Raw genomic sequence first — 20813 nt, forward strand, 5'->3', positions numbered from 1 at the left:
TCGATACATGTCAGGGCTTCTGGTGTCACAGCAGGTGGCTCTTTGGCCAGGACAATCAGCCACATTCAATGTGGCGTTTTATACATGCGCCGGTTCTGTGTGTGAGGACCCTTCTCCATGAAATTGTTCAAGCAACTGCTGGTTGCTCCTGCTGCCCTGGGCCTGTTGGCTCCCGTAGCTGCCGTTGCAACTGAAGTCAATGTTGCCGGTGTCTCCGACTATGCCTCCGTGTCCGAGGACGCGGTGTCTGTCGAGCAGGTCACCAGCATCACCCAGTTCTCTGACGTCTACCCGACCGACTGGGCCTATCAGGCTCTCAGCAACCTGATTGAGCGCTACGGCTGTGTCGCCGGTTATCCCAACGGCACCTACCGCGGCAACCGCGCCATGACCCGCTTTGAGGCGGCTGCACTTTTGAATGCCTGTCTCGACCGCGTCACCGAAGTGACCGACGAGCTCAAGCGCCTGATGAAGGAGTTCGAAAAGGAACTCGCCATCGTCAAGGGCCGTGTTGACGGTCTGGAAGCTCGTGTTGGCGAACTGGAAGCAACCCAGTTCTCCACCACCACAAAGCTGAAAGGTCAGACCACCTTCGTGATCGGCGCCAACAGCTACGGCGGTACTGCCACATTGCCCGGTGGTAGAGCAGTCAACGATGCGGCAGCTGCTGCATCCGGCGCAACCACGTTTAACTACGACACCCGCCTCTTCCTGGACACCAGCTTCACTGGTAAGGATCTGTTGCGCACCATGCTGCGTGCGGGCAACTTCAAAAACTCCGCCTTCAACGGTAACAGCCCTTATTCGGGTCTGACCACGTTGGAGACTGCCTACGAAGAAGGCAGCCCCGACCAGATCAATGTCAACAGAATCTGGTACCAGTTCCCCATCGGGTCCAGCTTCACCGCCACAGTCGGTGGCCGGGTCCGTCAGGACGACATGCTGGCTGTCTGGCCGAGTGCATATCCCGCTGACACCGTTCTCGACTTCTTCACCTACGCGGGTGCTCCTCAGACCTACAACCTGCAACTCGGCGCAGGTGCTGGTATCTGGTGGTCTGACAACGACTTCAGCATCAGCGTCAACTACGTGAGCGGTAACGGCAAAAACGGCAACCCCACTGTCGTTGACGCGGACAATGCTTTTGCTCGTCGGGATGCCGACCAGGACTGTGGCGGAATCGGTACTGACTGCTCGTCAAGCAGCGGTACTGTTCAGATCGCTTATGCCCCTGATAACTGGGGTATCGCTGCTGCATACAACTATGCATCAGGTGATAACGGTGCTGGCATATATGCCGGAAATGGAACTCCTCTTGCCAACTTGTTCAATAGCTTGGGAACTACCAATTCTGTCGGTGTGAGTGCTTGGTGGACGCCTGAAAATGCAGGCTGGTTCCCCAGTATCAGCACAGGCTGGGGTTACAACTCAGTTGACATCAAAAATGCCAATCTTGGCCCCGCGGATTTGGGTAGCGGCTCCATTGACGGTGCAACATCTCAGTCCTGGTATGTCGGCCTTCAGTGGGCTGATGTTTTCCTGAAAGGCAACGCTGCTGGTATGGCTGTCGGCCAACCGACCTTCGTGACCAGCTGGGACAATAATTCCAGCATTAACGACGGAAGCGACTTTGTTGCTGATGGCAACTACGCCTGGGAATGGTGGTACATGTTCCAAGTGACAGACAACATCTCTGTCACCCCCGCCATCTTCTACTTGAGCCGTCCTCTTGGATATAACACCAGTGGTTTGGCGGCTACGGACGACGACGACACCTTCAATAACTTTGGTGGTCTTGTCAAGACAACCTTCCGCTTCTGATCCTGAATCGGTTTTGGTGTATTTAGCCTCCCGTTTTTAAGGGGGGCTTTTTTTATTGGGTTGAGTTTTTAGTGAGTCGACGCAGGCAGAATTCCAGTTCCTGATCTGCGTTTGTGATGATTGGATGGAGTTGAAGCAGCATCAGTCACCCGACCCGCATGCCGATCGCTCCCGACATCACAGCGTTGGTGGGTCGTACGCCCCTGGTGCGGCTCAATCGTCTTCCGCAGGCCTTCGGCTGCCAGGCCGAAATCGTGGCCAAGCTTGAGAGCTTCAACCCCACAGCTTCGGTGAAAGACCGCATCGCAGGGGCGATGGTGGAGGCGGCGGAGCAAAGCGGCACAATCCTGCCCGGCAGCACTGTGCTGGTGGAACCCACCAGCGGCAATACGGGTATCGCTCTGGCGATGGTCGCAGCGGCGAGAGGTTATCGACTCATTCTCACGATGCCTGACACCATGAGCACGGAGCGGAGATCGATGCTGCGTGCCTACGGCGCGGAATTGCAGCTCACCCCAGGCAATGAAGGAATGCAGGGCGCTATCGCTCTCGCCAGGGAGCTGGTGGAAGAGATTCCAGGGGCATATCTGCTTCAACAATTCGATAACCCTGCCAATCCCTCCGTCCATGCGACGTCCACCGCAGAGGAAATCTGGCAAGACACAGATGGCCGACTGGATGCCTTGGTGGCGGGAGTGGGGACGGGAGGAACCATCACCGGTTGTGCCCGCGTGCTGCGCAGCCGACAGCAGGATCTTCAGGTGATTGCAGTGGAGCCTGCTGCCAGTCCAGTGCTTTCGGGCGGAGCGGCCGGTCCGCATCGCATTCAAGGCATCGGGGCCGGCTTTGTCCCTCCGGTTCTGGAGAAGGAATTGATTGATGAGGTCATCGCAGTGACCGATGAGGAGGCCATGGATCTGGGTCGGCGTCTCGCCCGGGAAGAAGGACTGCTCTGCGGAGTGAGCAGCGGAGCGGCTGTTGCAGCAGCGTTGAGGCTGGGCCAGCGTCCAGCGATGGCCGGTCGACGAATCGTGGTGATTCTTGCCAGCTTCGGCGAGCGTTATCTCTCCACTCCGATGTTCAGTGCTGCAGCTGTTCTGCCGGCGCGCAGGGATGGTCAGCTTTGAGCCCTGCATTTCCCAATCGCTCGGATCATCCCCTGGATCCCTATGAGGTGCTTGAGGTGACATCCAACGCCACCCAAGCCGAACTCAAAGCCGCCTATCGCCGACTGGTGAAGCAGCACCATCCCGACGCAGGGGGCGATGAAGAGCGGATCCTGGCGCTCAACGCCGCCTGGGAACAGCTCGGTGATCCCGAGACCAGGCGCTGCTTTGATCGCGAGCAGGGATCCCCGCAGTCCGTCCGCGAGGAAGCACGAGCCCGAGGGGCCCGCAATGCCAGAGCCAGTCAGGCCGCACGGCGTGCATCAGGCCAGGGAGCTAGCGAAGACCAGGCACTGTCCACATGGCTGCAGAAGGTCTACGCCCCGATTGATCGTCTGCTCGGGCAGGTGATCAATCCTTTCGCTGCGGAATTGAAAGCTCTTTCAGCTGATCCCTATGACGATGACCTGATGGAGGCGTTTTGCACCTATCTGGAGCAGAGCCGAAACCGTTTGGACAAGGTCAAGAATCTGTTTCAGTCCTTGCCGACTCCGCCATCGGCCCGTGGCTTTGGCCTGAGCGTGTATCACTGCCTCTCTCAGGTGGAGGATGCCGTTGCAGAGCTGGAGCGTTACACGATGGGTTACGTCGATAGCTATCTCCATGACGGTCGGGAGATGCTTCGGGAGGCACGACAACGGCGCCAGCGTCTTCAGCAGGAAAGGCGCAGGTTGGAGATCGGTTGATGAGTGCCTGGGCGTTCCGTGTCTGCCTGATCCTGGTCTGGCTGCTGTCCACCGTTGCTGATCGTCTGTGGTGGGGCTATCACGCTGGCTTGCCGTCCTGGGATCAGGCGGATTACCTCAACAGCGCGCTTGACCATGGCCGTGCTCTCGGTGTTCTGGCTGGAGGCGGTTGGCAAGGGTGGAATGCTCTGCTCGATCTCTCGCCCAAGATCCCCCCTCTGGCGTCGTTGGTGAACGGCACGGTGATGGCCGCGGCTGGCGATGTTCCCGCCCAGGCGGCATGGACGTTGAGCCTCTGGAATGCTCTGCTGCTGTTCTCAAGTGCCGGCTGGGCACTTCAACTCCTGCGCCCGAGAGGTTCAGCCAGGGGTTTCGCCCTGCTGGCCACCGCCGCTGTGGCCCTGGCACCGATGCTCCTGGAACTCAGGACCGACTACGTGCTTGAGCTGCCTTTGACCGCCATGGTCACCCTCGCACTCTGGCGTCTGGGTGCCTGGTGGAGTCCTCGTAGCGGCGGCCAATGGTGGCAGGCATGGCTCGCTGCCCTTGCGGTGGCGTTGTCACTGCTGGTGAAACAGAGCGCTCTGCTGGTTCTGCTCCCCGCTCTGGCTTGGTCACTGGTCGCCGCTCAACGCATTGGTCGAGGCCGTCGACTTCAGGCGCTGGCAGGACTGATTCTGGTTCTGATCTCAGTGTTTCCCTGGCTTCGGCACAACTGGATCACGACCCTCGGTGGCACCAATCGAGCTGTGATTGAATCTGCGGCCCGTGAAGGTGATCCAGGGGTCTTCAGCTTGTCGGGCTGGTTCTGGTATCTGCGTCAGGTGCCTCTTCAGATCGGCTCGGCACTGCTGTGGATCGGTTTGGCCGGCCTTGTGTTGCTGGTCGTGATGCGCTGCAGGCCTCCAATGGCAACGATGAGCAATCAACAGGATCGAGGCGATGCCTGGAGCTGGTTGGTGGGAACGCTGGTTCTGGGCTGGTTGGTCACCAATCTCAGCCCCAACAAGGATGCCCGTTACATCGCCCCTTTGTTGCCGCCGTTGCTGATATCGCTGAGCCGCGGCTGGTGGCAGTGGGGGCTGTGGATCCGGCAACGCTGGCCCGCCCGATCAGCCTGGCTGCCTGGATTGGCTCTCACTGCGGGAGCACTGGTCGCGATCGCACCGGCTTGGACTGCCCAGTCCGCTCGTCTGCGCCCCCGCAATCGTCATCCGCTTCAAGCGATCGTTGAGAGGGCTGGTGGCGCCGATCCCGTCGCGGCGCCCAACACGTTGATCGTTGTTCCCAGCACTCCAGATCTCAATCAGCACAATGTCAGTTACTACGGTCGTCGCAACGGGGGGCGGTTGGTGGGTCGCCAGCTCGGCGGCAGCACGGATCACATTCAGCCCGTGCTGGCCCATGCCAACTGGGTCTTGCTTGCCGAAGGTGACCAGGGGTCGGTGCGCAGTTCTGCAAGTTCCTTGGATCAGGCCGTGCGTGAGAGCGGGGTTTTTGAGGAGGTGGAGGTGTTTCCGCGTCCAAAGGGAGGCAGTTACTCGCTCTGGAAGCGACGCATCGATTCAGAGTCTCCCGTTGGCTTCGAACAGCGGTTTCCCCAGCTCGCTGCAGGACTGGCCAAAGGTCCTGCAGGACTCGATCCCGTTTTCAGCAGTGTGGCGATTGAACACATGCTTGACGGTCATTTCAGCTATCGAGCACCACTGCGGCAAGCGGCTGTTGAACGCCTGGAGCAGGATCCATCCGATGTGTCTGCTCGCTGGACTCTGGCTCTGCTGGCGGTATTGGCCAACAGGCCGGCTGAGGCCGCTCACCATTTCGAGCTGTTGGAGAATCTCCAACCTGACAGTCCCTGGCCCAGCGCTTATCGCAGTGTGGTGCTGCTTGCGGGCTGGAATCCTTGGTCTGCTTCCTCGGTGGCCTCAGCGGCTCTTGGGCGACATGGGCGACACCCAATTCTGGAGAGCCTTGAATCACTCTCCGCTGTTCTTGGTGGAGCCATCTGGAGAGTTCCTGAGGCTGTTCAGTCGCTGCCCGCAGCAGTCTCCACAGTTGAGGAGTCGCTGAATCCTCAGGCGAAGGGTTCGAGCTGATCGATGCGTAACCAGACATCAGGAACTGGACGCCGCCAGCGCACCTGGCCGTAGTCGCCCTTCACCACCAACAGCTCTCCAGGACCCTCGAAGATGTAGGCCGGTGGACAAGGATCGCTGGCTCCAGCCTCCACACTGCCGGCATAGGCCGCCCGATTCACCCTCACCAGCGCGCCTTTCTTCAGGGGTGCGGGGGGTTTGGCAGCTGCTGCAGGGCTCGACTCTGTCTCTGCCATCACGGGACGTTATTCGCTGGCCAGGCTAGAACCCTTCAAGACCACTTCCATCGTTGGTTTGGACACCGGCCTCTCTCTCTATCTGGTCGCATTCGGTGGTTTGCTGCTGGTTGCAGTGCTGCTGGATGACCTGGCGGCAAGGGTGAGGGTGCCTGGAATCCTCATGGTGCTGCTGCTCGGTCTGCTGATCGAAAATCACGTGGATGTGGCAGGCAGCCATGAGATCCAACTGCTGAGTATTGATCAGGCCAAGCAGATCACTCAGGCGGCTCTGGTGCTGGTGCTGTTTTTTGGAGGTCTCACCACGAACTGGCAGCAAGTGCGTGGCGTGATTCCTTCAGCAGCTCGTCTGGCCACCATCGGCGTCATGATCACGGCCGCTCTGATCACGCTGGTGGTCCTCGGCTTCGGTCTGTCGCAAGGCACGGAATCGATCTCCGCTCTGCTCCCGCGCAGTCTTTTCGTTGGCGCCATGGTTGCGAGCACCGACGCCTCGGCTGTTCTGGCTCTGCTGCGTCCTCTCCAGGGCCGTCTGCCGAAGCCGTTGACGGATCTGATCGAGTGCGAGTCGGGTTTCAACGATCCCATTGCTGTCGTTCTCGCCGGACTGGCTCTGGCACTGGCCGGTGGTGAGGGTGTCGGAGCTGGAGTGCTGGTAACCGATTTGGTCCGTCAGTTCCTGCTTGGGATTCTGATTGGCTTCCTCGGCGGCAGTCTCACGGTGCAGCTGCTGGGAACACGCATGGGGCTGAACCAGACCCAAATGCTGCCCGTGGTCAGCCTTGCCTTGCTGATGGTGCTGAGTGGTGGTACTTCACTGCTGGGCGGCAGCTCTTTGCTTGCGGCCTATGTGGCAGGTCTGGTTCTTGGCAACAGTGCCGATCTAGACCAGAACTGCTTGGAGGAAGCGCATTCCAGCTACGCAAAAATGGCCGAGCTCCTGCTGTTTCTCTGCATGGGGCTTGTAGTGAATCCGCAGGATGTCGTTAAGTCCGCCGCTCTCGCGTTTGTGCTGTTTCTGGTGATGCAGCTGGTGCGTCTGTTGATGGTGCAGATTCTGCTCTGGCGTACGCCGTTCAGTTCCGGCGAAAGGATCTTCGTGTGCTGGGCGGGCCTGCGCGGTGCCGTGCCCATTGCGATGGCTATCCAGGCCTGGTCGACGACGGGTGTGAGCTGGGGTGTGACCATGCCTCCGCTCGCTCTGGCGGTGGTTCTGTATGGCCTCTTCATTCAGGGCTTTGCCTTGGTGCCCATGGCGCGCAAGATGAATCTCACCTTGCCCCTCGAGGACACCGATCCCTCCATCGCTTCCTAACCTCGACAACTTGACGTCGCCATTGCCATGCGCCTTCTGCTGATCGGATGCACGGGCTTGGTCGGCCGTGGTCTGATTCCCGTTCTGCATGCCGCCGGTCATCAACTCACCATCGTCAGTCGGCGTGCCTCGCCGGCTGCCTTCCCGGCTGACGTTGCAGGAGATCTTCAATGGATTCAGGTGGATCCAGCTGCGGCGTCCAGCTGGGCAGTGTCCACACCTCTGCATGATGCGCTCACCGCCAGTGACGGTGTTGTGAATCTCGCCGGTGAACCGATCGCAGAGCAGCGCTGGACTGCCCAGCATCTAGAGACGTTGGAATCCAGTCGTCTCGGCACAACGCGTCATCTGGTGAGTGCCCTGGCCACGCTGGCCAAGCCTCCATCGGTGCTGGTGAATGCCTCTGCTGTTGGCTATTTCGGCACCAGTCTTGATGGCCGCTTTGAGGAGAGCAGCCCGACCGGTCAGGATTTTCTTGCGCGTCTTTGTCAGAAGTGGGAGCAGGCTGCTGCCGAAAAGCCAGCAGCAACTCGGCTTGTGGTGCTGCGAATCGGCATCGTTTTGTCAGCAGATGGTGGGGCTCTTGCCAAAATGCTGCCCGTTTTCCGCGCAGGCTTCGGTGGCCCGATCGGCTCTGGTCAGCAATGGATGAGCTGGATAGAACGTGGTGATTTATGCCGGATCATTCAGAGTTCTCTGGAACAAAACTCCTGGTCTGGAGTGATCAACGCCGTGGCGCCCGACCCTGTGACCATGGCTGTCTTCGCTGGAAGTCTTGGCCGTTGTCTGGGCAGACCGAGTCTTCTGCCGGTGCCAGGTCCCATGCTGCAGCTGCTGCTGGGTGATGGCTCCAAGGTTGTTCTGGAGGGTCAGTTCGTGAGTTCGAGTCGACTCGAACAACTGGGATTCAACTTCCGCTGTCCGACCCTGCCCGTTGCACTCGACGTTGCCACCAGCTCAAGCAACCGCTGAGCAGGGCTGCGCCCATGAGCAGGCCGATGGCGGGTGTGAACAGAGGTTCCCACAGGCGCATGAACACTCGCATCGGCGCTTCCAAACCCTGACTGCTGCCGATAACCGCGATGGCGAACCAACCGGCGCCGGCGATGACCAGGAAGACATTCAGAACAAGGACGCGGTCCAGCCAGCGCTTCCAGATGGGTTCATTGTTCGGTTTGCTCATTCGGACGCCCGCAGCAGTTGCGAGATCGATGCCGCCATCCTGGCCCCGCCGCCGGCCTCGCCGAGGCGGTTCAGCGCGATGTCCTGGCAGAGGCGCTGCAGCTGCTGATCACGGTGGCTGCGCTCCAGAAGTTCGAGGGCTAACGCCGCAGTGCGTTGGAGGGTCGTTGCTGTGCCCGCCTCGCCATCCACGCAGAACACCGTAGGCCCCAGCAAACGGCGCTGAGCCTCCGCGAATCCTGCTGTGAACTGAGGCCCTTCACCCACCAGCTGCAGGACCGGTCTGGCCAGACCCACGGCTTGTTCGGCTGCTGTTCCCGCCATACACAGCAGAAGATCGGAGCTGTGCAGAACTGCTCCAAACCCTCCCCGGCGGATCCGCACTTGATGAGCATCTCTTCGCAGCAGAGTTGTTGTCCCGCTGTCGGCGGTTTTGAGGCTCCAGCCGATCGGTGCAACCAGCTCTGACAGTGAAGTGTCGGACAGGGAGGACACCAGTGCCAGCTCAAGCTGCAGCTCACCACTGCTCAGCAATGCTGCCGGCAGATGTTCAACCACTCCCAGCAAAAGGACCAGGTTCTGCTCCAGCTCAGGCCGTCTGCTCCCCGGCAGCAATCCCAGTCGGCGGCGTGCTTCAGGTAGGCGTCGATCGTCTCTCAGGATCGGATCCATGAACGGATTGCCCAGAAACGTGACTGGCTTGCGCAACTGTTCACTCAGATCGTCCGCACTGAGCTGGTCCCGGCTGAATACGGCCTGAAAGCGAGTGCTGCGCAAGCACTCAGCGCATGGCCAGGGCAGGCGCAACCTTCCCTCATAGTGACTCGAGTACGCCACCAGGTAGGTGGCCACAGGCCGTCTGCAGAGCCAGGCAGCCATCACCGGAATCACATCTCCAATCACCACCACCTGGTCGTAACGGTGGGCGATGCGCAGCAACCTCAGCAGGCGGCGCAGCAGATAGACCACCTGTCCCTGCAACAGCTCGGTCAGACGACCACGCAAGCTGGTGTAACCAAGGCCACCCGTGCTGAATTCCTGAGTGCCTCCGATCAGTGCGATGCCAGCGTCCCGATAGGGCTGTCCCTTGCCAACCAGGGGAAGAGCGTCCACTGCATGGCCTTCGGACTGGAGTGCCTGTCCCAGCAGAGCACCGGAAAGATCTTCTCCATGGCCGTTGCTGAGCAGCAGCAGTCGGCCCACTTCAGAGCTCCAGCCAGGCCTTCACCTTGAGCAGCGCCGGCCAGTCCGGTCGGCGTTTGAGACCGTCTTCGATGGATTCCTTCAGTTCAGCCCCCACTTCAGGTGCAAGAGCCATCACCTGCTGAACCACTTCAATCTGATCTCTCACGCCTTTGGCTTTGGTTTCCAGCATCGCCAGACACAAATTGATCCGGGCCTGAGGATCCTGATTGTTGAGCTTCACCGCCATCCGCGCAGACCGCAGTGCCTGTTCGGACTGATCGCTCAGCAACTGAAGCCACGCCAGACAAGTCCAGCCTGCTGACTGTCGAGGGGCAGCTGAGGTGATGGTCTCAAAATCAGCGAGTAACTCCTGAGCCGGAGCTCCTTGCTGGTAACGGTTCATCGCCTGCTGGAAGAGACTTTCCTGGCTGGACTCCATGGAGTGCTGATCTGTCGGGCAATGTCTTCAGATTCCCACAGCAGCCAGATGCTCACGGATCGATCAAACGGCGAAGGAGCTTCCGCAGCCGCAGGTTTGGGTGGCGTTGGGGTTGGTGAAATTGAAGCCGCCGCCAATCAGCGCTGTGCTGAAGTCCAATTGCATGCCATAGATGTAAAGCAGGCTTTTGGGATCACAGATCACTTCAAAGCAGGCGCCATCAGGTGCTTCGTACTGATAGCGCTCATCATCTTTTTGAATGTCTGATGCAGGCACGAAATCCATCGTGTAACTCATGCCGCTGCAGCCTCCCGAGCGCACGCCCACTCTCAGAACCTGTTGGCTTCCTTGGTCGGTGCAAAGTCTTGCCAGCTGCTGCATGGCAGGCCCTGTAATCAGGATGCCCTTGCCGTCTCTGGCGGTGTGAGACTCACTGGAGGTTGTGGTCTCAGCTGTGATTTCGCTGCTGGACATTGGAGGCAGTGGCACGAGGACCTTTCTTCACTTTATGAAGCCCTTGCTTGTTCTGCCTAAAGCAGTTCAGCCTGATCAATTCATAGAGTCCTCGCAGTTGCACTCATGACGGTGCGGGTCGCGATTGTGGGTTCTGGGCTGGCTGGCCTCTCCGCTGCTGTGGATCTGGTGGATGCAGGCCATGAGGTGAATCTCTACGAGGCTCGTCCTTTCATGGGCGGAAAGGTGGGCAGCTGGGTGGATCCGGATGGCAACCACATCGAAATGGGATTGCATGTCTTCTTCTTCAATTACGCGAACCTGTTCGCACTGATGCACAAGGTGGGCGCTTTCGACAATCTGCTGCCCAAAGACCACACCCATCTGTTTGTGAACCAGGGTGGTGACCTGCGGGAACTGGATTTCCGATTCCCTGTAGGTGCGCCTTTTAACGGTCTCAAAGCGTTCTTCACCACTCCCCAGCTGGGTTGGATTGACAAACTGCGCAACGCTCTTGCTCTCGGAACAAGTCCGATTGTCAGAGGCCTGGTGGATTACGAAGGCGCGATGCGCACGATCCGAGCTCTGGATTCGGTCAGCTTCAAGGACTGGTTCGTGGGGCATGGCGGCAGTCCGGAGAGCATCCGCAGGATGTGGAACCCGATCGCCTACGCGCTTGGGTTCATCGACTGCGAAACGATTTCCGCCCGATGCATGTTGACCATCTTCATGATGTTCGCGGCCAAAACCGAAGCCTCCAAACTCAACCTGCTTAAGGGTTCACCCCATCGTTGGCTGACCGGTCCCATCCTCGATTACATCCAGGAGCGTGGAGGCAAGCTGCACCTACGCCATCCGGTCAAGCAGGTCGAGTTCAGTGACGGGGATCACCCCGAAGTGACTGGCCTGAAGCTGAGTACCCCTGATGGGGAAAAGCATGTAGTTGCCGATGCCTATCTGGCCGCTTGTGATGTGCCCGGTATCCAGCGCCTGCTCCCAGGCGAATGGCGTCGTTTTCCACAATTTGAGGCCATTCACCATCTCGAGGCGGTTCCGGTGGCCACGGTTCAGCTTCGCTACGACGGTTGGGTGACGGAACTCGGTGAGAGCAATGGTGAGAGTCGTCGCGACTTAAGTCACCCCGCTGGTCTCAACAACCTGCTTTACACGGCCGATGCCGACTTCAGCTGTTTTGCCGATCTTGCCCTGGCCAGCCCGGAGGATTACCGCAAGCACGGTGAGGGTTCCCTGCTGCAGTGTGTGCTGACACCTGGCGATCCCTGGATGCGGAAGTCTGTTAAAGACATCGTTGAGCACACCGATCGCCAGGTTCGAGCGCTGTTCCCATCCGCCGCAAACCTCACACTCACCTGGAGCAATGTGGTGAAGCTGGCGCAGTCCCTTTACAGAGAAGCGCCTGGTATGGAGCCTTATCGACCTGACCAGAGCACTCCGATCAGCAATTTCTACCTTGCTGGGAGCTACACCCGTCAGGATTACATCGACTCGATGGAAGGAGCCACCATGAGCGGACACCTCGCCGCTGCCGCCATCCTGGGGCAACCGGCTCGACTTGCCGTGAACACCGCAGTTGCCTGAACCGATGGGACGCTGGCTCGAACATTCCGTAACCACAGAAGTCAAGGCTCCCGTTGATCGGGTCTGGGATGTCTGGAGTGATCTGGAGGCAATGCCCAAGTGGATGCGCTGGATCGAATCCGTGAAAACCCTCGACGATCCTGACCTCACCGACTGGACACTGGCAGCCCAGGGTTTCCGTTTTCATTGGAAGGCCCGCATTACCCAGAGGGTTGAGGCCCAGCAACTCCACTGGGAATCGGTTGGAGGTTTGCCCACCAAAGGTGGAGTGCGCTTCTACGCCGAACAGCCCCAGCTCACGGCTGTGAAACTCAGCGTCACCTACGAACTCCCAGGTGTCCTTGCTCCCTTGATGGAACCCAGCATCCTCGGTGGAATCGTGACAAAGGAACTTCAGGCGAACCTTGACCGATTCCGAGACCTGGTGGAAAGCGGATACGCAGCTCAGACCTGAGGTGACTACTCCTCACAGTCCAGCCCCAGTTTCCTGTGCAGCTTGGCTTCTGGCGTTCGCTTTGGCAGGCCTCGGCGGATGTGGAAAGCCAGAGGACACCCAGTCATCAGCCGCTGCGATCTCGCCTGATGCGCCCGTTGCTGAGTTGTCTCCGCCCCAACCCTCCACAGCTGCGACTGGACTGATCCCTCTGCCCACTCGTGAACAGGTCTTGTCATCGGTGGCGGAGGGACGAGAGGACCCTTTCGCACCAATTGTCGGCGTCTCGTCGGCCGTCACCTCTGAGACGGATCCTGAGGCCGCAGCCACGCCCGCTTTCGAGGTCATGGGTGTTATGGCTGTCGGATCTGAACTTCGGGCGCTGGTCAGAGGCCCCGAAGTCTTTGGAACGGTCTGCGTCGGTCAGCGCGGCCGTTGCACGGATAATCCTGATGCTCCGCTGCCGATGGGCTGGACTGTGCAGAGCATTGATTTGGGACTGGGCTGTCTGAGACTTTCAATCTCTGGAGAGTCTCAGCTCCGCTGTATTGCCTGAACGCAGGCTTCCACCAGTCCTTCCAGGTCGTGAGGCGTGGCTTCCTGATCCACTCTGCCGAGCAGTTCCCTGCAGCGTTTGCTGGTCTGTGGACCGATTGAAACCACAGCAGGCTTACTGAACAGCTGTTCAGTGCCTGAATTCCCGAGTGCGCTCTGCAGCAGCTGCACGGTGTGGGTCACGGTTTTGCCGCTACTGAAGCTGATCACATCAACGTCTCCATTCTCCAGTGCTTTCAGGGTGTCTGGCGGAATCGACGTTGGGCAGCGGGATTCGTAAGCCGCCACTTCCACCACCCGTGAGCCCGCCTCTGCGAAGGCTTCTGCCAGAAGAGTGCGTCCGCCGCTCTGCACCCGCGGCAACAGGATTCTCAACCCCCATCCAGAGACAGGGAAGTGGTCGATCAGGCTGTCGGCCACGAATGTGGGGGGCACGAAATCAGCAGGTGCCCCCAGTTCTTCCAGCCGCTGAGCGGTTTTCCGCCCCACGGCTGCGATCTTGAGGCTTTCAGGCCGTTGCATCAGTCCCTTGCCTCTGAGCTGCAGTCGTTCCTCCACCGCTTCCACCCCGTTGGCACTGGAAACAATCAACCAGTGAAAGTTCTCCAGATCGGCGAGGGCATCGTCGAGGGGAGCCCAGCTGTCAGGGGGGCCGATTTCCAGAGCTGGCAGGTCGAGAACCCTGGCACCAAGTGACTGCAGCAGCCTGCGGCCTTCGCTCTGCTGTTCACGGGCACGTGTGATCACCACGGTGTGTCCCCGCAACGGCAGGGGTTGATCGCTGCTCATGCGCTGGCCTCATCGTCCAACTTCACGAGTCCATGCACCTGGGCCTGCAGGGCGCTGGCTTCTCCCTGCCGCTCCTGTGAGCGCAGCAGCGCGATCGCCTGGCGGAAGCCTGCACGTGCTCCATCGATATCCCCTCCCATCAGCCTGGCCACTGCCAGGTTCTGGTGGCTTTCCGCGTGGGAGGGATTCACGCTCAGGGATCGCTCGTAAGCCTTGATCGCCGCCAGCAGGTCGCCACGACGGCGCTCCATCAAGCCCAGGTTGTACCAGGCCAGTGCCACTTCGGGTGCTCGTTGACAAGCGGTTGTGGTGAGCTGAATGGCTTCCTCCAGTTCGTTGCGCTGCATCAGCAAGGCCGCCAGGTTCAGACGTGCACCAAGGCTTAAACGAGTCTCCAGCGGTTGCTCCAGTGCCTCTCGGTAACACTTCACGGCAGCGTCGCTGTCTTCGGTCGCCAGAGCGATTCCCAGATTGAGCAGCAGTTCATAGCGTTCAGCACTGCTGCCATCGCCCGCGGGCAACTGCTCCAGGCCGCGGCGAAGAAGACTGAGACCACGTTCTCGGTTGCCGTCACTGACCTCCAGAGCACCAAGCTTGGCGCAGGCATAGGGATCATTGGGCTGATCGTTCAGCCAGCTCTCCATTGATTGCCGCAGCCTTGCCGCTTTGTCGGATCCAGCCAGCAGATCCGGTCGATACCCCTCATGCAGCAGGGCTGGTTCGGTGCAGTTGGCAATCCGCCAGCCGGGCTCTTCCTTGAGCAGCGTATCAACGCTCTCGTCGATCATCGAGTGATAAGGCTTGCTCCATCGGATGCGCGGATGTCGGCGAAACAGGCGGCTCACATTGGAGTAGGGAGCCATGGTTGCTCCCAGTTCGTGGCGCAGCAAATTGATCACCAGCACATCCGGCTGGGCCATCAGGGCTTTGAGCTGCGGGATTGCTTCCGAGCGCAGCTGTTCGTCGGCATCGAGCACCAGCACCCAGTCACCCTTGACAAGTTCAAGGGCTGCATTGCGTGCCGGCGCAAAGTCTCCGGGCCAGTCCATCCGTTCCACCTGAGCGCCGCAGGCTTCGGCGAGGGTGATGGTGCCATCCACTGAGCCGGTATCGAGAAGAACCATCTCATCCGCGAAACCCTTGACAGAGCGGATGCAGGCCTCGATCTGCGCTTCCTCATCGCGCACGATCATCGAGAGGCTGAGCATGTTGGTGAGGAGCACTGCCGCAGAGGTTAAGGCGGTTCCAATGGAGCGGTTTCGACAGGCTTTGTTGGTCTAGTCCGTGAAGTCCTGGCGTTGGTGCGCTTCGCTGCTGAACCCCCACATCCGATTCAACAGCTGCTGCTGAGCTTCAGGCATCTGCCCAGGGCTGTAGCCCGCAGCGATGCTGTCCGGGATCAGCTTGCGCAGAGAGTCCCAGTGGTAAGGACAGCCATAGACCGCCAAACCGCAAAGGCGCTGAACACGCAGCAACTGCTCGATGGCTTCAGCCCAGGGTTCATGGCGCTGCTGGCCGGCGCGGAATGGATTGCCGCGCAGAAACAGTTGCAGGAAGACAGGGCCAGGCCCCAGACGTTCAAGGTCAAGCCCCCCAGTGGGGTCTTTGTCAGTGCTCCAGGGCTCAATGCCCCTGTCATGGCAGATCAGAGCCTTGTATCCATGACGTTCGGGTGTGCTGATCGCAGCGGCATCAGCACACAGGAATCTGCAGGGGAGCACCCCATCCACCCGGATCAAGGTCACTCCATTCTGTGCGGGCTGGGTTGGAAGTTGGGGGCCCTGCACCTCCAGTGAGCTGTCGATGAGCTCCATGCACAGCCGGCGGTCCGTTGCTGTTTCGAGCTCGATTTCGGGCGTAGTGGCAATGGCGGTGGCGGAAGGCTTTTCACAACCTTGCAGGGCTTCTGTTCGTCTCTTCAGCGAATCGTGCAGACGGGATTCAGAGATCCTGCCGTCGGCCAGTGCTGTGCAGAGTGCATCAATCGCCGCATCGGCATCGGCGGGCATCAGGATCAGGTCCGCTCCAGCTGCGAAGGCCTGAACCGCGGCTTCTCCAGGCCCTGCCCTGTTGCTGATGGCCTCCATCACCAGTGCATCGGTAACGACGAGGCCAGTGAAACCAAGTTCTGTTCGCAGTAGATCTGTCAGCACTGCTCGCGACAAGGTCGCCGGCTGCGAGTCGTCCAGTGCCGGGATCAGCAGATGTGCTGTCATCACACTGGCGATTCCTGAGTCGATCAGTCGCCGGAACGGCACCAGTTCCACGCGGTCGAGCCGGCTGCGTCCGTGCTTGATCAGAGGCAGCTCCAGGTGGGAATCCTGGTCAGTGTCGCCATGGCCAGGGAAATGCTTGGCGCAGCCCAGCACGCCAGCGGCGTTGAGGCCCCGTTGAAATGCTCTCACCAGATCCGCTACGGACTCAGGCTGATCGCCCCAGGCCCTCACATTGATCACCGGGTTGTCCGGATTGCTGTTGACATCGCAGACAGGAGCCAACACCCAGTTGAGGCCGCATCGTTGTGCCTGATCCCCGGTGGTTCGGCCATAGCGCTCGGCCAGCCTCAGAGCGTGCTCCGGGTTGGTTTGATGCAGCCGGCCCAAGGCCATCGGTGGCGCCAACCAGGTGGCCCCTGGGAATCGCTGGCCAATGCCTTCCTCCACATCGGCGCAGAGCAGCAGCTCTCCGCTGTCGCTCCAGCTTCTGAGTGTTCGACATCGTTGCTGTAGCTCCGTGGCTGTGCCACCCAGCAGGATCACACCGCCAACGCCTGATTGCAGCAGCCTCTGCAGCTCACCATTGGAATGTTCCCAGTGGGGGTACTGACGTTGCCGGTCTTCGGCATGGCCGCTGGCACGAATCACCAGAAGCTGGGCAACGGCCCTACGACGCTCAGCTTCAGTCATTGAAGTTGGGAGTCTCGGTGTCGTCGCTGCCGGAGTGGATGCTGCCCTTCACCTCTCGCTCCCGCTCTAGTTTTCCGAGCAGGTGCAGAACGTTGGTTCCCCTCTCCAGCCCGCGGTCGAGTTGGAAAACCACTTCAGGGGCTCGTCTCATCTGCAGACGTCGACCCAGTTCTCCCCTCAGGTAGCCACTGGCTGCCTGCAGACCGTCCATGACTTCTTTGCGAGCATCGTTGTCCGCCAGGACGCTGACAAAAATCTTGCAGTGCTGAAGGTCGCCGCTGACCTCAACATTCGTGATGCTCACCATGCCCTGATGCACGCGCTCATCACGGATCCCATTGATCAGCAGTTCACTGATCTCACGCCGGATGAGGGCTGCCACGCGTTCAACCCGACGTCCCGGGGCCATGTCAGCTCTGCGGTGCTGAAGACACCATGGCACGCAGGACAAAGCTCAGACTGAGGAAGCCACTGATCAAAGCCCCGATCAGGGCCACCGCGGTCACCGGGTTGCTGCGACGACGGGCGAGTGGCTCTGCCACGGAATTAATCACGCCCAGGCTGAAAGCGATCAAGTAGCGCGGATAGCGGGTCACGTTGATGAAAAATTCTTTCATGGCCAGTTATCGCAGGGTGTCTTGTTGAGTCGGGTGTTTCCGGAATGACTGAGGCTTGCTGCAGAGGAGAGGGCACTCAACGGCAAGCAGCAAGTTCTCAATAAGAGGGCCTTATTGACACATTTCAGTCTATCTGGAGCAAATACAGACGAAGAACGACCTTCCGGCTCAGGGGCTTTTCGCCCAGGTGACCTGGGACCCCGGAACACTCCGAGCAGCAAATGAGTCATTCGCTACAGCGCCTAGTGATTTTTGTCGATTGAATTAAGAAGAGGTTGATGACCTCTGAATCACACCAAGATTGGGGGAGTCGGCAGCGAGTCTCCTTTTTTTGAGCTTTACAGGCTCTGGGCAGCTCTGCTGGATGAGCCCCTTGGGTTTCTGTTTGATCAGTTTCGGCATGCGAAGTGTTTGCTAGTGAGGGATTCCATGTTGTTGAGCTCGGAAATGAAAGGTTTCTTCCTTTTCAAGGCGATGCTGCTGCTCGGGTTGTGCGGCGCTGCCTATGCGGGATCTGTCACGGTTGAGGGCATGGATCGAGAGATCACCATCAATCAGGCTCAGAGCAAGGTGCCCCAAGGGAAAAAGGTGACCGACACCTCCTGCACAACCATTGAGGTCCGTCTGGATCCGAGATATCGCTGCACTGTGATCTGGGAGTGAAACCACATCTGCTTCAGTCGTCTCATCAATGCTCTGATCTGAGTGATGGACATCCTCAGGAGCTGAATCAGCAATCGGGCAGTTTTCATCGCTGTGGACAGTCAGCTCAAGTTGTCGCTGGCACCATGCGGTGCAGTTTTTGCTCGAATCTTGGAGATCCTCGATCTTTTCCCAAGATCCATTTTCAAGGGCCACCTGCCTGAGTCGCTGTTGAATCAGCTGCTCAGCATCAGCGCCGATGTGCTGGCTCATCCTGGCGCCAGTCTTGATGCTTCAGCCAAGCTTGCTGGTCAGCTCAGCCAGCAAAGAGAGCTCAGTAGTGGGCATCCTGCGATTCAGCAGTTGTGTTCAACGCATGTGCTTCCAGCCTGTGACCGCTGGATCAATCATGTGATGGGGCGTCAGCCTCCACAGGGGCGGGGGCCTTGGGTGCCTGGTCGCTATCAGCTGCAGATGGTTGATCTGTGGCTCAACTGTCAGCGGGCTGGCGACTACAACCCCACTCATACCCATGGGGGCAGTTTTTCAGGGGTGATCTTTCTGAAAGTTCCACCACAGATCAATGGCCAATGCTTTGACGGTCAGCTCTGCTTCCATGGCCCTGAGGATTGGCATCTGCAGTCGTTTCGTACGGGCATGGCTCACTATGTGCTGCCCGTGCCAGGGGAGTTCTACGTTTTCCCCGCCTGGCAACCACACTCCGTTGCTCCCTTTCGGGGAGACGGAGACCGTTGGTCGATTGCCTTCAATGTGCTCGCTCTTCCTCTTCAATCTTCCCCGTCGGCTCATTCCGCTGGAGTCTCCACCACGCATCGCATCGGGACAGGATCGCCTCGCAGGTCTGAGTCGAAGCCTAGAAATGTCTCGCTTTCAAGTGGTCGAACAATGCCTAGGGGATTCTGAACAAGGTCTGGGTCAGTCGTGAAGGCTGCTCCGGTGCTGATGGCGAGGTGAAGATCTGGATGGCTACCGTTCCAGCGCCTGACCCGGCTTGGACATGCTGGAGCTTCATCAGTTTCGTCACTCAGCTTTCTGTCTCAAGGTGCGGATGGCTTTGCAGGCCAAGGGACTCAGTTTTCGCGAGGTTGAGGTCACCCCTGGTATCGGCCAGATTGCCCTGTTTCGGCTTTCCGGTCAGCGGCAGGTCCCCGTTCTTGTGGATGGTGATGAGGTGGTCTCTGACTCCAGTGCCATCTGCCGATATCTGGAGGAACTCAGGCATGAGCCGGCCTTGATTCCTGCTGATCCCCGCCAGCGTGCTCAGATGCAGTTGATCGAAGACTGGGCCGACACCACCCTTGCCGCTGCGGTCAGGGCCGCGCTTGTTCAGGCGGCTGCGGATGACACTCAGCTTCGGGATGTCCTGCTTCCTGATGATGTCCCCTCCCCGGTGCGCCAGGTGATGTCTGGTCTTCCGGGTGGTTGGCTCAGCAGTCTTGGTGAATTGCTTGGCCAGGAACAGAGAGCGTCGATGCTCAGCAGTTTGTGCGCCGTTGCCGATGGCCTGGATCTCAACGGCTTTTTGGTTGGAGATGCCATCAGCCTTGCGGACCTTGCTGTTGCTGCCCAGTTGTCGCTGCTGCGTTTCCCTGCTTCTGCAGGAGATTTACTTGCCGGGCGAGGGGTTCCAGGGCTCAGCGATCATCCCCATCTCCAGGATCTGTTTCGCTGGCGAGATCAACTGGAGACGCGACTGATCAACCTTCATCCAGCCTCAGCGGTTTAAGCGTCAGCCTGAAACGGCTGCTGCGCCCCTCCAGTGTCTGATCAGTCTTCAGGCCAGGTCCTGCATGACTCACCTGACGCTGGTCGGCGCAGATGTCCGGTCCACAGCGCTCATAGTGCGTGAGGGTCTCAATTCTGCTCAATCGTGGAGCGCCCGGTCCGTGCAGGATTTGCAGAACCAGTTCATCGCTGAAGAAATCAGAGGCCGCCTTTGGACTCGTTTCTCGACGCCCGATCACTGTGGTTTCGAGCAGCACATCGTCTCGAAATCTCGCCAGCTGACGATTCACCTTGTTGGGATCCTGTTCGACCGAAAGCAATTGCTCCCCAAGCAGAGCTTTCCCGACGGAAGTCGCGTTGTAGGGGCGGTCACCGATGAGTTCGTTGCGACGGTTTCGCAGGAAACGGACCTTGTGCACAAGGGGGCGATCGTCGGGAATGGCTTGGCCTGAATCATCCAGTGCCTCACTGGTCACTTGCCATGTCCCTGAAAACCAGTCGGGATAAATCAGGTCCTGTTTGGCGCGCGGACGGGGCAGAGGTGCCGGCAGCGACCATTGCGGCCAGCTTTCGAAACGCTGCTCAAGAAAGTCAATCCCGCGATCACTAGCCGCAGCGGCGGACTGGACTGACACAAGCTGCAGCAGCATGGTGATCAGCAGTGTCAACAGCGGTTTTGCCATGTCCGACCCTCTGATTCGATCCCTTGATCACTATGTGGTGCTGGTGCCAGGCGAACCTGAACAGCTGCTCACAGCGGCCGACACGATGACATGGCTGGCCGGTCGGCTGCAGGATCTTGACCCCTGGCCCTCGGATCTCAGCAGTTGCGAGAGCCCGCAGCAGGCGGCACTTCGCTTGATGGATACAGCCTGTGAACTGGAGATTTCGCCTGGGATCGCTCTGCAGTGGTACGCGGTGCGTCTCGATCCACCTGGCTCCTGAAC

At 59.4% G+C, this 20813-nt stretch carries 24 protein-coding genes; 13 read left to right on the plus strand and 11 right to left on the minus strand.

Annotated features, from left to right (window positions below):
* Nucleotides 1-117 precede the first annotated feature (117 nt).
* The 4 genes from SIB58_RS16505 to SIB58_RS16520 all read left to right on the plus strand — a co-directional run bounded on the left by SIB58_RS16505 (nt 118) and on the right by SIB58_RS16520 (nt 5769).
* Complete coding sequence (locus SIB58_RS16505; RefSeq protein WP_066911736.1) at nt 118-1821, plus strand: iron uptake porin; 1704 nt, start codon at nt 118-120, stop codon at nt 1819-1821.
* 158 nt (nt 1822-1979) lie between these two features.
* The gene (gene cysK / locus SIB58_RS16510; RefSeq protein WP_066911739.1) at nt 1980-2948 is read left to right on the plus strand and encodes a cysteine synthase A; all 969 of its coding nucleotides are present in this window, start codon (nt 1980-1982) and stop codon (nt 2946-2948) included.
* On the plus strand, nt 2945-3673 hold the full coding sequence (locus tag SIB58_RS16515) for a J domain-containing protein (RefSeq protein WP_231857191.1): 729 nt from the start codon (nt 2945-2947) through the stop codon (nt 3671-3673). Before cysK ends, SIB58_RS16515 begins: the two co-directional genes overlap by 4 nt.
* Nucleotides 3673-5769 (plus strand): phospholipid carrier-dependent glycosyltransferase, encoded by a 2097-nt coding sequence (locus SIB58_RS16520; RefSeq protein WP_197461210.1) that lies wholly within the window; start codon nt 3673-3675, stop codon nt 5767-5769. The genes SIB58_RS16515 and SIB58_RS16520 overlap by 1 nt, the downstream gene beginning before the upstream one ends.
* On the opposite strand, the gene ndhO is transcribed toward SIB58_RS16520, so the two are convergent.
* Entirely contained in the window at nt 5748-6005 is a 258-nt protein-coding gene (gene ndhO / locus SIB58_RS16525; protein WP_066911745.1) for an NAD(P)H-quinone oxidoreductase subunit O, read from the minus strand. The genes SIB58_RS16520 and ndhO overlap by 22 nt on opposite strands.
* A gap of 58 nt (nt 6006-6063) precedes the next feature.
* Between ndhO and SIB58_RS16530 the strand changes: the two genes are divergently transcribed.
* Both SIB58_RS16530 and SIB58_RS16535 read left to right on the plus strand, forming a co-directional pair.
* On the plus strand, nt 6064-7320 hold the full coding sequence (locus SIB58_RS16530) for a cation:proton antiporter (RefSeq protein ID WP_066911748.1): 1257 nt from the start codon (nt 6064-6066) through the stop codon (nt 7318-7320).
* Between the two features lie 27 nt (nt 7321-7347).
* Nucleotides 7348-8292: a TIGR01777 family oxidoreductase gene (locus SIB58_RS16535; RefSeq protein WP_066911751.1), complete on the plus strand. Its 945-nt coding sequence runs from the start codon at nt 7348-7350 to the stop codon at nt 8290-8292.
* Here the strand turns inward: SIB58_RS16535 and SIB58_RS16540 are convergent.
* The 4 genes from SIB58_RS16540 to SIB58_RS16555 all read right to left on the minus strand — a co-directional run bounded on the left by SIB58_RS16540 (nt 8228) and on the right by SIB58_RS16555 (nt 10600).
* The gene (locus SIB58_RS16540) at nt 8228-8503 is read right to left on the minus strand and encodes a hypothetical protein (RefSeq protein ID WP_074159391.1); all 276 of its coding nucleotides are present in this window, start codon (nt 8501-8503) and stop codon (nt 8228-8230) included. The genes SIB58_RS16535 and SIB58_RS16540 overlap by 65 nt on opposite strands.
* A complete protein-coding gene (locus tag SIB58_RS16545; protein ID WP_066911754.1) occupies nt 8500-9705 on the minus strand; it encodes a lipid-A-disaccharide synthase-related protein in 1206 nt (401 codons plus the stop codon). The genes SIB58_RS16540 and SIB58_RS16545 overlap by 4 nt, the downstream gene beginning before the upstream one ends.
* A 1-nt stretch (nt 9706) precedes the next feature.
* Nucleotides 9707-10126, minus strand: a complete 420-nt coding sequence (locus SIB58_RS16550) for a tetratricopeptide repeat protein (RefSeq protein WP_066911757.1) — start codon at nt 10124-10126, stop codon at nt 9707-9709.
* Nucleotides 10127-10189: 63 nt separating this feature from the next.
* Nucleotides 10190-10600 carry a HesB/IscA family protein gene (locus SIB58_RS16555; protein WP_066911760.1) on the minus strand — a complete coding sequence of 137 codons (411 nt, stop codon included), beginning with the start codon at nt 10598-10600 and terminating at the stop codon, nt 10190-10192.
* A 111-nt stretch (nt 10601-10711) separates the two neighbouring features.
* Here SIB58_RS16555 and zds point away from each other — a divergent pair, with 111 nt between their 5' ends.
* Genes zds through SIB58_RS16570 form a run of 3 tightly spaced genes read left to right on the plus strand, consistent with a single transcriptional unit; the run spans nt 10712 to nt 13167 of the window.
* Nucleotides 10712-12178 (plus strand): 9,9'-di-cis-zeta-carotene desaturase, encoded by a 1467-nt coding sequence (gene zds / locus SIB58_RS16560; protein WP_066911843.1) that lies wholly within the window; start codon nt 10712-10714, stop codon nt 12176-12178.
* Between the two features lie 4 nt (nt 12179-12182).
* A complete protein-coding gene (locus tag SIB58_RS16565) occupies nt 12183-12632 on the plus strand; it encodes an SRPBCC family protein (RefSeq protein WP_066911761.1) in 450 nt (149 codons plus the stop codon).
* Nucleotides 12583-13167 carry a hypothetical protein gene (locus SIB58_RS16570; RefSeq protein WP_156486800.1) on the plus strand — a complete coding sequence of 195 codons (585 nt, stop codon included), beginning with the start codon at nt 12583-12585 and terminating at the stop codon, nt 13165-13167. Before SIB58_RS16565 ends, SIB58_RS16570 begins: the two co-directional genes overlap by 50 nt.
* On the opposite strand, the gene SIB58_RS16575 is transcribed toward SIB58_RS16570, so the two are convergent.
* The 5 genes from SIB58_RS16575 to SIB58_RS16595 all read right to left on the minus strand — a co-directional run bounded on the left by SIB58_RS16575 (nt 13146) and on the right by SIB58_RS16595 (nt 17478).
* Nucleotides 13146-13955: a uroporphyrinogen-III synthase gene (locus SIB58_RS16575; protein ID WP_066911766.1), complete on the minus strand. Its 810-nt coding sequence runs from the start codon at nt 13953-13955 to the stop codon at nt 13146-13148. The genes SIB58_RS16570 and SIB58_RS16575 overlap by 22 nt on opposite strands.
* On the minus strand, nt 13952-15163 hold the full coding sequence (locus tag SIB58_RS16580; protein WP_066911845.1) for a glycosyltransferase: 1212 nt from the start codon (nt 15161-15163) through the stop codon (nt 13952-13954). Before SIB58_RS16580 ends, SIB58_RS16575 begins: the two co-directional genes overlap by 4 nt.
* Before the next feature lie 69 nt (nt 15164-15232).
* Nucleotides 15233-16861, minus strand: a complete 1629-nt coding sequence (locus SIB58_RS16585) for a glycoside hydrolase family 3 N-terminal domain-containing protein (RefSeq protein WP_067327418.1) — start codon at nt 16859-16861, stop codon at nt 15233-15235.
* Entirely contained in the window at nt 16854-17270 is a 417-nt protein-coding gene (gene rbfA / locus SIB58_RS16590) for a 30S ribosome-binding factor RbfA (RefSeq protein ID WP_066911772.1), read from the minus strand. Before rbfA ends, SIB58_RS16585 begins: the two co-directional genes overlap by 8 nt.
* Nucleotide 17271: 1 nt before the next feature.
* Nucleotides 17272-17478 (minus strand): DUF751 family protein, encoded by a 207-nt coding sequence (locus SIB58_RS16595; protein WP_066911775.1) that lies wholly within the window; start codon nt 17476-17478, stop codon nt 17272-17274.
* A 447-nt stretch (nt 17479-17925) separates the two neighbouring features.
* Here SIB58_RS16595 and SIB58_RS16600 point away from each other — a divergent pair, with 447 nt between their 5' ends.
* From SIB58_RS16600 to SIB58_RS16610, 3 genes are all read left to right on the plus strand, one after another.
* The gene (locus tag SIB58_RS16600) at nt 17926-18141 is read left to right on the plus strand and encodes a hypothetical protein (RefSeq protein ID WP_066911778.1); all 216 of its coding nucleotides are present in this window, start codon (nt 17926-17928) and stop codon (nt 18139-18141) included.
* Between the two features lie 150 nt (nt 18142-18291).
* Complete coding sequence (locus SIB58_RS16605) at nt 18292-19044, plus strand: putative 2OG-Fe(II) oxygenase (RefSeq protein WP_067327428.1); 753 nt, start codon at nt 18292-18294, stop codon at nt 19042-19044.
* Nucleotides 19045-19138: 94 nt separating this feature from the next.
* Complete coding sequence (locus tag SIB58_RS16610) at nt 19139-19867, plus strand: glutathione S-transferase family protein (protein ID WP_066911781.1); 729 nt, start codon at nt 19139-19141, stop codon at nt 19865-19867.
* On the opposite strand, the gene SIB58_RS16615 is transcribed toward SIB58_RS16610, so the two are convergent.
* Nucleotides 19839-20516, minus strand: a complete 678-nt coding sequence (locus SIB58_RS16615; protein WP_066911785.1) for a DUF6816 family protein — start codon at nt 20514-20516, stop codon at nt 19839-19841. The genes SIB58_RS16610 and SIB58_RS16615 overlap by 29 nt on opposite strands.
* A 31-nt stretch (nt 20517-20547) precedes the next feature.
* Here SIB58_RS16615 and SIB58_RS16620 point away from each other — a divergent pair, with 31 nt between their 5' ends.
* Nucleotides 20548-20811: a chlororespiratory reduction protein 7 gene (locus SIB58_RS16620; RefSeq protein ID WP_066911847.1), complete on the plus strand. Its 264-nt coding sequence runs from the start codon at nt 20548-20550 to the stop codon at nt 20809-20811.
* The last annotated feature ends 2 nt before the right edge of the window (nt 20812-20813 follow it).

Source organism: Synechococcus sp. MIT S9504 (assembly GCF_047497135.1).
GTDB lineage: Bacteria > Cyanobacteriota > Cyanobacteriia > PCC-6307 > Cyanobiaceae > Synechococcus_C.